Annotated in this window: 11 protein-coding genes and 1 rRNA gene; 8 read left to right on the top strand and 4 right to left on the bottom strand. The window is 67.2% G+C overall.

Annotated elements, in window-relative coordinates; translation table 11 throughout:
* Positions 1 to 79, top strand: a 5S ribosomal RNA gene (gene rrf / locus DFO68_RS16070); the annotation flags it as partial.
* Positions 80 to 202: 123 nt separating this feature from the next.
* Here rrf and hisC read toward each other — a convergent pair.
* Positions 203 to 1,258 (bottom strand): histidinol-phosphate transaminase, encoded by a 1,056-nt coding sequence (gene hisC / locus DFO68_RS11850; protein ID WP_133483845.1) that lies wholly within the window; start codon positions 1,256 to 1,258, stop codon positions 203 to 205.
* A 120-nt stretch (positions 1,259 to 1,378) separates the two neighbouring features.
* Here hisC and DFO68_RS11845 point away from each other — a divergent pair, with 120 nt between their 5' ends.
* From DFO68_RS11845 to mnmH, 5 genes are all read left to right on the top strand, one after another.
* Positions 1,379 to 2,272 (top strand): AEC family transporter, encoded by an 894-nt coding sequence (locus DFO68_RS11845; protein ID WP_133483844.1) that lies wholly within the window; start codon positions 1,379 to 1,381, stop codon positions 2,270 to 2,272.
* A gap of 100 nt (positions 2,273 to 2,372) precedes the next feature.
* Positions 2,373 to 2,822, top strand: coding sequence for a copper resistance protein NlpE N-terminal domain-containing protein (locus DFO68_RS11840; protein ID WP_133483843.1), 450 nt, complete (start codon positions 2,373 to 2,375; stop codon positions 2,820 to 2,822).
* Between the two features lie 122 nt (positions 2,823 to 2,944).
* Positions 2,945 to 4,318 (top strand): DNA repair protein RadA, encoded by a 1,374-nt coding sequence (gene radA, locus DFO68_RS11835; RefSeq protein ID WP_133483842.1) that lies wholly within the window; start codon positions 2,945 to 2,947, stop codon positions 4,316 to 4,318.
* 49 nt (positions 4,319 to 4,367) lie between these two features.
* Positions 4,368 to 5,405, top strand: a complete 1,038-nt coding sequence (gene selD / locus DFO68_RS11830; protein WP_133483841.1) for a selenide, water dikinase SelD — start codon at positions 4,368 to 4,370, stop codon at positions 5,403 to 5,405.
* On the top strand, positions 5,402 to 6,523 hold the full coding sequence (gene mnmH / locus DFO68_RS11825; protein ID WP_133483840.1) for a tRNA 2-selenouridine(34) synthase MnmH: 1,122 nt from the start codon (positions 5,402 to 5,404) through the stop codon (positions 6,521 to 6,523). The genes selD and mnmH overlap by 4 nt, the downstream gene beginning before the upstream one ends.
* A 4-nt stretch (positions 6,524 to 6,527) precedes the next feature.
* Here the strand turns inward: mnmH and DFO68_RS11820 are convergent, their stop codons facing one another.
* Positions 6,528 to 7,226, bottom strand: a complete 699-nt coding sequence (locus DFO68_RS11820) for a type 1 glutamine amidotransferase (protein WP_133483839.1) — start codon at positions 7,224 to 7,226, stop codon at positions 6,528 to 6,530.
* A gap of 56 nt (positions 7,227 to 7,282) precedes the next feature.
* Here DFO68_RS11820 and DFO68_RS11815 point away from each other — a divergent pair, with 56 nt between their 5' ends.
* Together DFO68_RS11815 and DFO68_RS11810 are read left to right on the top strand one after the other, a co-directional pair.
* On the top strand, positions 7,283 to 7,576 hold the full coding sequence (locus DFO68_RS11815; protein WP_133483838.1) for an MGMT family protein: 294 nt from the start codon (positions 7,283 to 7,285) through the stop codon (positions 7,574 to 7,576).
* Positions 7,577 to 7,602: 26 nt separating this feature from the next.
* On the top strand, positions 7,603 to 8,184 hold the full coding sequence (locus tag DFO68_RS11810; RefSeq protein ID WP_133483837.1) for a YjaG family protein: 582 nt from the start codon (positions 7,603 to 7,605) through the stop codon (positions 8,182 to 8,184).
* Here the strand turns inward: DFO68_RS11810 and hisF are convergent.
* Entirely contained in the window at positions 8,181 to 8,954 is a 774-nt protein-coding gene (hisF, locus tag DFO68_RS11805) for an imidazole glycerol phosphate synthase subunit HisF (protein ID WP_133483836.1), read from the bottom strand. The two genes, DFO68_RS11810 and hisF, sit on opposite strands and share 4 nt — an antisense overlap.
* Positions 8,955 to 8,957: 3 nt before the next feature.
* Positions 8,958 to 9,719 carry a 1-(5-phosphoribosyl)-5-[(5-phosphoribosylamino)methylideneamino]imidazole-4-carboxamide isomerase gene (gene hisA, locus DFO68_RS11800; RefSeq protein ID WP_133483835.1) on the bottom strand — a complete coding sequence of 254 codons (762 nt, stop codon included), beginning with the start codon at positions 9,717 to 9,719 and terminating at the stop codon, positions 8,958 to 8,960.
* Positions 9,720 to 9,784: the final 65 nt, after the last annotated feature.

Genomic DNA, 9,784 nt, shown 5'->3' with positions numbered 1-9,784 from the left:
TGCCGAACTCAGCAGTGAAACCGCTCAGCGCCGATGGTAGTGTGGGGCCTCCCCATGCGAGAGTAGGTCATCGTCAGGCACTTATCCCGAAAAAAACCCCGAGTTCATTTGAGCTCGGGGTTTTTTTATGGGTGGTGCCTTCTTTACGTCACGCCTCGAAATCCTGAATCAGGGGGCGTATATCAGGACCGCAGGTTTCAAACTAGCGACACAGGCTTTCGAGCGCCTCGATGAGGCTATCCATCTCGTCATCGGTGCCGATGGAGATCCTCAGGTAGTCGCGCAGCACCTCGGTGTTGAAGTGTCGCACCAGCACGCGGCGCTCGCGCAGCTCAACGAAGAGTTGAGCGGCATCGAGTTTCGGGTGGCTGACCAGCAGGAAGTTGGTCTGCGAGGGCAACACCTGGAAGCCAAGGGCCTCGAGTCGCACCCGAGTGCGCTCGCGGGTGGTGATTACCGCCTCGCGGCAAGCCTCGAAGTGCTCGCGGTCCGTCAGGGAGGCGATGCCCAGGGCGCTAGTCAGGCTGTCGATAGGGTAGGAGTTGAAGGAGTCCTTGACCCGCTCCAGCCCCTCGATCAGTTCGCGGGAGCCCACCGCATAGCCGAGCCGCAGGCCGGCCAGGCTGCGTGACTTAGAGAAGGTGCCGGTGACCAGCAGGTTGGGAAAGCGCTCGACCAGCGGCACGGCACTCTCGCCGCCGAAATCCACGTAGGCCTCGTCGACCAGCACTACCGACTCGGTGATGCGCTCGAGCAGTCCGGCGATGGCCGCACGGCTGTGACCATGGCCGGTCGGGGCATTGGGGTTGGCGAAGATCACTCCGGCGGACTCGAGTGTGAAGGCGTCCAGGTCAACCCGCCATTCATCGTCCAGTGGCAGAGCGCGGCGCTCCACGTCGTAGAGGCGACAGTAGACTGGGTAGAAGCTGTAGGAGATGCTCGGCATCTCCAGTGGCCGCCCCTGGCGGAAGAAGGCCTGGAAGGCCAGGGCCAGCACTTCGTCGGAGCCGTTGCCGACGAACACCTGTTCTGTCGTCACCCCGAGCACCTCGGCCAGCGCCTCGCGCAGGGCGATGGACTGCGGGTCCGGGTAGCGCCGCAAATGATCAGCGGAAAACTCGCGTAGCGCGGCCTCGATCCCGGGGGCGGGCGGATAGGGGTTCTCGTTGGTGTTCAGCTTGATCAGGCGCTCGCGGGGCTGCTCACCGGGGACATAGGGGGTTAGCTCGCGAACGGCGGGGCTCCAGAACTTGCTCATGGTCACTCGCTCGGGGGGTGGACTTTGGTCATGGTGACCCGAGCGGCCTGACCGCGCAAGCCGCGGCCATGCTAGTCTCGGGGGCCGCCATCGATCATTCGCTGCCTACGGAACCCTGCAATGACCGCCCAGATCCTCGCTACCCTGCTGCCCGTCTTCCTGATCGCCGGCTGCGGTGCCCTTTATGGTCGCTTCCGCACGCCGGATATCCGCAGTCTGAATACCCTCAACATGGAACTCTTCGTGCCCATGCTGGTGTTCGCCGTGCTCGCCGACCGACAGGCGCCATTGGCGGACTACACGAGCCTGGCGCTCGCCGGGGCGGTGGTGGTGCTAGGCTCGGGGCTGGTGCTCTGGCCGGTGGCAAAGTGGTTGAAGCTCGAGACCAAGACCTTCCTGCCGCCGATGATGTTCAACAACTCTGGCAATATGGGAATCCCTCTGCTGGTACTGGCCTTCGGTGAGCAGGCCCTGCCGGCGGCGGTGGTGCTGTTCATCATCGAGATGCTGCTGCACTTCTCGGTGGGGCTCTACATGCTAAGCCCGCACACCCCGTTGTGGCGTCTGCTGCGCATGCCCATCGTGCTGGCGAGCCTGGCGGGGCTCGCCGTCAATCTAGGCGGCGTGCCCCTGCCGGGCTGGTTCCTCGAGGCACTGCACATGCTGGGCGGGGTCTGCATCCCGCTGATGCTCTTCGCCCTAGGCGTGCGGATGCTGGACATCGACTTCGGCGACTGGAGGACCGGCATCCTTGGTGCGGTGCTCTGCCCGTTATCGGGCCTGGTGCTCGCCGTGCCGTTGATCTGGTGGCTTGACCTCTCGGGCCTGCAGGCGGCGGCCCTCTGGGTGTTTGCCGCCCTGCCGCCGGCCGTGTTGAACTACCTGGTGGCGGAGCAGTATCGCCAGGAGCCCCACAAGGTGGCTTCGCTGGTGCTGATCGGCAACCTGGGCAGCCTGGTGGTCATGCCGCTGGTGCTGGCACTGATCTTCACCCATGTCCATCCGCCGGCCTGACAGCATGGTACGAAGCTGTCCGCTGAGGGCACGAGAGGTTATGCTGTCGCTCAGGCTGCCGTGTATCACGGCGTCATGCTCATTGGTTAGGAGGACACAAATGCAAATCAGGAGCTTGCTGGCCGGCACTGCGATGGTCGCCCTGTTGGTCGGCTGCGCCACCGGACCCGCTGATCAGACTGCCGCCCCCGGAAGAGAAGCAACTACGGCGACCTATGAGGGAACCTTGCCGTGTCGAAACTGCGACGGTATCGATCTGAGCGTGACCCTGAACGGCGAGGCGCAGGGCGCCGCCGAGCAGCGTAACTTCGAGCTGGAGGCCTCCTACCGCGCACACCCACAGAATCCGCCGGACGAGAACTACACAGGCAACTGGGAAGTCCTCCAAGGGACCGAGCAGGATCCCACCGCCACTGTTTACGAGCTGACGCCCGATGGCGAAGGGCAAACCTACTACTTTCTGCGCATCGACCCACAGACGCTGGAACTGATCGATCCCAACCTGCGTCGTTTCCAGAATAGCGAGATGCTGCGACTCAAGCGCCAGTAAGCCTCTGAATGCGCAGTCCCGGGGCGGCCCTTGAGGGTCGCCCCTTGTCGTTGTGGGCGTGCCATCGGCTGTTGGCTGGTGCCTGCTGGAAGGAGGATACTGAACCTGGGAGAACGTACCGCATGGCCAAAGCGAAGAGCGCCTTCGTCTGCACCGAGTGTGGTGCCGAGTACCGCAAGTGGCAGGGGCAGTGCAGCAGCTGCCAGGAGTGGAATACCTTGAGCGAGGTGCGTCTTTCGGCGGTGCGCCCCGGTGCAGGCGCCGCCGCCTCCGCGCGAAGTGGTTACGCCGGCGACCTGTCCCGCGAGGTAGTCGACCTGGCCAGCGTTGATCTCAGCGAGGTGCCCAGACTCTCCTCCACCTTCGCCGAGTTTGATCGGGTGCTGGGCGGAGGCCTGGTGCCGGGGTCGGCGGTGCTGCTCGGGGGGAACCCCGGGGCCGGCAAGTCGACCCTGCTGCTGCAGACGGCCTGCAAGCTGGCCCAGTCCCGCAGGGTGGTCTACATCACCGGCGAGGAGTCGCTTTCTCAGGTAGCGATGCGCGCCCACCGCCTGCAGCTGCCGGTACAGGGTCTGAAGATGCTGGCCGAGACCAGCATCGAGACCATCCTCGCGGTGGCCGAGCGCGAGCGCCCTGAGGTTCTAATCATCGACTCCATCCAGACCATGCACCTGGAGGATATCGCCTCGGCCCCCGGCGGCGTCGCCCAGGTGCGCGAGTCCGCCGCGGCCCTGACCCGCTTCGCCAAGCAGAGCAATACCGTGCTGATGCTGGTGGGGCACGTCACCAAGGACGGCAGCCTGGCCGGCCCCAAGGTGCTGGAGCACATGATCGATGCCTCGCTGCTGCTCGAGGGCGAGGCGGATTCGCGCTTTCGAACCTTGCGCGGTCAGAAGAACCGCTTCGGCGCAGTCAACGAACTCGGTGTGTTCGCCATGCTCGAGCATGGCCTCAAGGAAGTGAAGAACCCCAGCGCCATCTTCCTCTCGCGCAACGAGGAGCAGAGTGCCGGCAGCCTGGTGATGGTGGTGTGGGAGGGCACCCGGCCGATCCTTGTGGAGGTCCAGGCGCTGGTCGACGAGTCGGCGCTAGGCAACCCGCGCCGCGTCGCCGTGGGCCTCGACCCGAACCGCCTGGCGATGCTGCTGGCGGTGCTGCATCGCCATGGTGGGCTGTTCACCGGGGACCAGGACGTTTTTCTCAACGTGGTCGGCGGGGTCAAGGTGCTGGAGACCAGCGCCGACCTGGCGGTGCTGCTGGCGGTGGTCTCCAGCCTGCAGAACCGCTCGCTCCCGCGGGAGCTGGTGGTGTTCGGCGAGGTGGGACTCTCCGGCGAGATCCGCCCGGTACCCAGCGGCCAGGAGCGCATCGTCGAGGCGGCCAAGCACGGCTTCACGCGAGCCATCGTGCCCCGCGGCAATGCCCCCAAACGCTCGCCCGAGGGCATGGAGGTGGTCGCCGTGAGCAAGCTCGCCGAGGCCCTCGACGTCCTCTAAGAGGGAGGCTCTGATGTAGAATGGGGGAGTCCAAGCCAAGGAGAACGAGATGAGCGCCATCCGCCTGACCCAATACAGCCACGGCGCTGGCTGCGGCTGCAAGATCGCCCCCGACGTGCTCGACGCCATCCTTGCCAAGGCTGGTCCCGGAGCCAGCCATTCGCGGCTGATCGTCGGCAACCAGGGGCGCGAGGACGCTGCTGTCTACGATCTGGGCGACGGTCGCGGCCTGATCGCCACCACGGACTTCTTCATGCCCATCGTCGACGACCCCTTCGACTTTGGCCGCATCGCGGCGATCAACGCCATCAGCGACGTCTATGCCATGGGCGGCAAGCCGGTGTTGGCACTGGGCATCCTTGGCTGGCCACTGGGCACGCTCGGCGCCGACATTGCCGGCGATGTGGTGTCCGGTGCCCAGGCGGTGTGCCGCGAGCTGGGTCTGGCGCTGGCCGGCGGTCACTCCATCGACGCCCCCGAGCCACTCTTCGGCCTGGCGGTCAATGGCTTTGTCGACCTCGAGCATCTCAAGCTCAACAAGGGTGCCAAGCCTGGCGACCTGCTGTTCCTTACCAAGCCGCTGGGAGTTGGCTTGCTGACCACCGCCGAGAAGCAGGGGTTGATCGAGCCTGGGCACCAGAGACTGGCGCGCGAGACCATGCTCAAGACCAATGCCATCGGCATGGCGCTGGCCAAGGTCCAGGGCGTGCATGCCATGACCGACGTCACCGGCTTCGGCCTGGCCGGCCATCTGGCCGAGATGTGCGCGGCAAGTGGCGTGGCCGCCCGGGTTAACTTTCGCCGCCTGCCACGGCTCGCCGAGGCCGAGGCCTATCGCCGCCAGGGTGCGGTGCCCGGCGGCACCGAGCGCAACCGCGAGGCGCTGGGCGAAAGCCTGCCGCAGATGGACGAGGCCCACTGGCAGTGGCTCTGCGACCCGCAGACCTCCGGTGGCCTGCTGCTCTCGGTGCACCCTTCCTGGGAGGACGATGTGGAGCGCATCGGCCGTGACCACGGCATCGAGCTCACGCCCTTCGGTGAGGTCGTCAAGGCCAGCGGGCCGGCGCTGATCGAGGTGCGTGGATGAGCCTGCCGCTGGTCGAGCCCGACCTCGCTCTGCTGCGGGAAGGGCGCGTGCTGATCGATGTCCGCGCCCCGGTGGAGTTCGCCCAGGGTGCCCTGCCCCGGGCGGTGAACCTGCCGCTGATGGACGACGAAGAGCGTCGCCAGGTGGGAATCGCCTACAAGACGCAGGGCCAGGACGCGGCCATCGCCCTGGGCGAGCGGCTGGTCAGCGGTGGTATTAAGGCCGCACGGGTCGCCGCCTGGCAGCGGCTGCTCGCCGCACATCCTGATGCCATCCTCTACTGTTTCCGTGGTGGGCTGCGCTCCCAGGTCGCTCAGCAGTGGCTGGCGGATGCCGGTATCCTGCGTCCGCGTATCCGTGGCGGCTGGAAGGCGATGCGCCAGGCCCTCTGTGCGCGCATCGACGCCGCGGCCGAGCAGCCGCTGCTGGTGGTGGGCGGCCTCACCGGCTGTGCCAAGACGCCGCTGATCCTGGCACTGGACAATGGCCTCGACCTGGAGGGGTGTGCCCGCCACAAGGGCTCGGCCTTCGGGCGCCATCCACTGCCGGCGCCCAGCCAGATCGACTTCGAGCATGCCATGGGACGGCGCCTGCTGGAGCTGCCCGGGCCGCTGGTGGTGGAGGATGAGTCGCGACGTATCGGGGCGGCCAACATCCCGCTGCGTTTCTGGGAAGGCATGGTGTCGGCGCCGCGCATCCGCATCGAGATGCCGCTGGACTGGCGGCTGGCGCAGATCCGCAAGGACTACATCGATGACCTGTGGGAGATCCATCGACATCAGTTCGGTGACTGGCTGGGCTGGGCGCTGATGCGCAAGCAGCTCACCACGGCTCTGGGGCGTCTGCGCAAGCGCCTGGGCAGCGAACGCCTGGCGCGCCTGCGGCGACTCCAGTCGCTGGCTTTCCGCGAGCATGAACGAGGCAATCGCCAGGCCCATGAGGCCTGGCTGGCCCCGCTACTGACCGAATACTACGACCCGCTCTATCGCCATCAGCTGGAGAAGCATCCCGAGCGCCACTTCCTCCATGTCGGCGACTGGGAAAGCTGCCTGCAGGTCGCCAGGGAGTGGTCGGCCGAGGTGCGTCAGGACGGCCGGTCGCCGCGTCAGTCGGCCTGAGCCATTATCTGCTGTTGGTACTGGCGAGCCACTGGCTGAGCAGGCGGTCGAGCAGCGGCGCTAGCCGGTCGAAGCGCCTCGGGTCGTCGAGTATTGCCGCCCGATCCTGGGCATGGGGACTGGTCTCGCTGCCCTCGGGGGGTGGCTGATGATCGAGCAGTTCAGTGACGCTCGCCAGGGTGGTCTCCAGGTGGCAGAGCAGGCCGACTACCCGGCCGTCGTCCCAGGTGAAGCCCTGCAGCGGGCTGGCCGTGCTGCGTCCCAGCGCCAGGGCATAGTCGGGCAGCGCGAAGACCTCGCGGTGCCACATGAAGGCCTCGAAGGTGTCGGGCAGGTCGACAGGGCTCAACGGGGCAAGGTCCACCCGGTGCCAGCCGGTTTCGGCCACGGTGCCGCGGGCCACCATCGCCCCCAGCGCCTCGGCGATCAGCCGAGCGCCGTAGCCGATCCCCAGCAGGGGCTTGTTGGCGTCCAGCGCCCGGTGGATCAGCTTGCGCTCGGCCCTGAGCCAGGGGCGCTCGGCCTCGTCGGCAATGCCTTCGGGGCCGTCGAGTACGATCAGGGCATCGCCGTCAGCCAGCCGCAATGGCAGCTCCCCCACATCGAGGTGGAAGACGGTATGGCTGTGGCCCATGCTGGTAAGCCAGTCGGCGATGCGGGCCGGTCCCTGGTGGGGACTGTGCTGAAGGACATGAACGTGCATGCGAGCCTCGCCTTGGTGGAATGCCGAGTGACGGACGGGACGGAGCGCCAGGGTACATGAAGCCGCAGCTTCGCGAACAGATACTGACCATCCTGGCCGAGATCCCGCCCGGTCGGGTGACCAGCTACGGGCGCATCGCCGCGATGACCGAAGGCGCTACGCCGCGCCTGGTGGCCCGGGCCCTGCGCGATCTGCCCGCCGGCCACGGCCTGCCCTGGTTCCGGGTCATCACCGCCTCGCGCAAGCTGGCCGATCACGGCGGGGCCGAGGAGCAGCGTCGGCGGCTGATGGCCGAGGGCGTGCTCTTCGATACCCGCGGGCGGGTAGCGAAAGAGTACCTCTGGCCCTGAGACAACCCATATCCTGAGGAGACTCCATGAGCGGCTTCTTCCAGCGCCTCCAGCAACTCGACCCGCGTCGCCAGCAGGCCTTCATGGCGGCACTCTGCGAGCGGCTGCTGCCCAACTACCGCCTCTACGCCGAGACTACCGGCCAGGGGGACCCGCATGGCATCAAGGTGACCCTGGACCTGGTCTGGGAACGGCTGGTGGTGAAGGCGGCGCGCATCGACTTCGACCGTCAGGCCGAGAAGCTGGCCGAACTGGAGCCCCCCGCCGAGGACGATAGCTTCGGGGCCCGGCGGGCACTGGAGACGGTGGTGGCGCTCTCGGCGCTGCTCGACACCCTGCGCGGCGAGGCCCCCGAGGCGGTGCTCGAGGTCAGCCGTACCTCCCGCAGCGGGGTGCGCGCCTATATCGAGCTCACCGAGGGCGAAGAAGACGCCGCGCGGCTGGGTGAGCTGGTGCGCGACCATCCGCTGATGGCGGACGAGAACGACTTCCAGGACGCGGTGCTCGAGGCCGTGGAGACGGGAGCGCTGGATCGCGAGGCGCTCAAGGCGCTGCGCTGGCTGGGGCGCAACGATGGCGTCAGCAATCTGGGGCTCTCTGCCGACTAGAGACGCATCTCGATCCCTCTCTCGGCCATGTAGCGCTTGGCCTCGGGGATGGTGTATTCGCCGAAGTGGAAGATGCTGGCCGCCAGCACCGCGTCGGCGCCGCCCTCGATGACGCCCTCGATCAGGTGGTCGAGGGTGCCGACCCCGCCGGAAGCGATCACCGGCACGCTCACCGCCTCCGCAATGGCGCGGGTCACCCCCAGGTCGAAGCCGGCCTTGGTGCCGTCGCGGTCCATGCTGGTTAGCAGCAGCTCGCCGGCACCGTAGGCCACCATCTTCTTCGCCCACTCCACGGCATCCCGCCCGGTGGGGCGGCGTCCGCCGTGGGTGAAGATCTCCCAGCGCTCCGGCTCGCCTTCCGCGGAGACCTTCTTGGCGTCGATGGCCACCACGATGCACTGGCTGCCGAAGCGCTCGGCGGCCTCATGCACGAAGTCGGGATTGGTGACCGCGGCGGTGTTGATCGACACCTTGTCGGCGCCGGCGTTGAGCATGGTGCGGATGTCGTCGCAGGTGCGGATGCCGCCGCCCACGGTGAGCGGGATGAACACCTCACCGGCGATGCGTTCGACCATCTCCACCGTGGTGTCGCGGTCCTCGTGGCTCGCCGTGATGTCGAGGAAGGTGATCTCGTCGGCGCCCTGTTGATTATAGCGCTGGGCGATCTCTACCGGGTCACCCGCGTCGCGGATGCCGATGAAGTTGACACCCTTGACCACACGGCCGGCGTCGACGTCCAGGCACGGAATAATGCGCTTGGCGAGTCCCATGGCTCAGTTCCCCTTGTGGCTGAGTTCGTCCTGGCTGAGTGCGTCGCACAGCCGCTGCGCCTCGGCGAAGTCGAGGCTGCCCTCGTAGATGGCGCGCCCGGTGATGGCGCCCAGGATCCCAGGTTCGCCGGCCGCCATCAGGGCGCGCAGGTCGTCGAAGTCGGTCACTCCGCCGGAGGCGATCACCGGCAGGCCCCCCTCGCGGGCCAGGGCCGCGGTGGCCTCGACATTGACGCCGGACAGCATGCCGTCGCGGGCGATGTCGGTGTAGACGATGCTGGAGACGCCGTCGTCGGCGAAGCGCTTGGCCAGGTCGGTGGCCTTGACCGTGGAGACCTTGGCCCAGCCGTCGGTGGCCACGAAGCCATCTCGAGCGTCCAGGCCGACGATCACGTGGCCGGGGAAGGCCTGGCACATCTCGCCGACGAAGACCGGCTCCTTGACCGCCCGGGTGCCGATGATCACGTAGGAGACTCCGGCCTCGAGGTAGTGCTCGATGGTCGAGGCCGAGCGGATGCCGCCGCCGATCTGGATGGGCAGGTCGGGCCAGGCGCGGGCGATAGCGGTGACTGCATCAAAGTTGACCGGCGCACCCTCGAAGGCGCCGTTGAGGTCGACCAGGTGCAGGCGACGGGCGCCGGCCTCGACCCAGCGGGCGGCCATGGCCACCGGGTCGTCGCCATAGGTGGTGGCGTCGTCCATGTGGCCCTGCCTGAGACGCACGCACTTGCCGTCCTTGAGGTCGATGGCGGGAATTACCAGCATGTCAATGTCCTCGGTTGGCGCAGCCGCGGGCGCCTGGAGTGTGGCGCGGCGGCGGGCGCCTGTAG

Origin of the sequence: Halomonas ventosae (genome assembly GCF_004361885.1) — a bacterium.
Taxonomy (GTDB): domain Bacteria; phylum Pseudomonadota; class Gammaproteobacteria; order Pseudomonadales; family Halomonadaceae; genus Halomonas; species Halomonas ventosae_C.
This window is presented reverse-complemented; position numbering and strand designations above follow the sequence as displayed.

Coding starts and splice junctions, on each gene's coding strand:
- hisC (WP_133483845.1), bottom strand. CDS start 1,258: ATGAGCAAGTTCTGGAGCCCCGCCGTTCGCGAGCTAACCCCCTATGTC.
- DFO68_RS11845 (WP_133483844.1), top strand. CDS start 1,379: ATGACCGCCCAGATCCTCGCTACCCTGCTGCCCGTCTTCCTGATCGCC.
- DFO68_RS11840 (WP_133483843.1), top strand. CDS start 2,373: ATGCAAATCAGGAGCTTGCTGGCCGGCACTGCGATGGTCGCCCTGTTG.
- radA (WP_133483842.1), top strand. CDS start 2,945: ATGGCCAAAGCGAAGAGCGCCTTCGTCTGCACCGAGTGTGGTGCCGAG.
- selD (WP_133483841.1), top strand. CDS start 4,368: ATGAGCGCCATCCGCCTGACCCAATACAGCCACGGCGCTGGCTGCGGC.
- mnmH (WP_133483840.1), top strand. CDS start 5,402: ATGAGCCTGCCGCTGGTCGAGCCCGACCTCGCTCTGCTGCGGGAAGGG.
- DFO68_RS11820 (WP_133483839.1), bottom strand. CDS start 7,226: ATGCACGTTCATGTCCTTCAGCACAGTCCCCACCAGGGACCGGCCCGC.
- DFO68_RS11815 (WP_133483838.1), top strand. CDS start 7,283: ATGAAGCCGCAGCTTCGCGAACAGATACTGACCATCCTGGCCGAGATC.
- DFO68_RS11810 (WP_133483837.1), top strand. CDS start 7,603: ATGAGCGGCTTCTTCCAGCGCCTCCAGCAACTCGACCCGCGTCGCCAG.
- hisF (WP_133483836.1), bottom strand. CDS start 8,954: ATGGGACTCGCCAAGCGCATTATTCCGTGCCTGGACGTCGACGCCGGC.
- hisA (WP_133483835.1), bottom strand. CDS start 9,719: ATGCTGGTAATTCCCGCCATCGACCTCAAGGACGGCAAGTGCGTGCGT.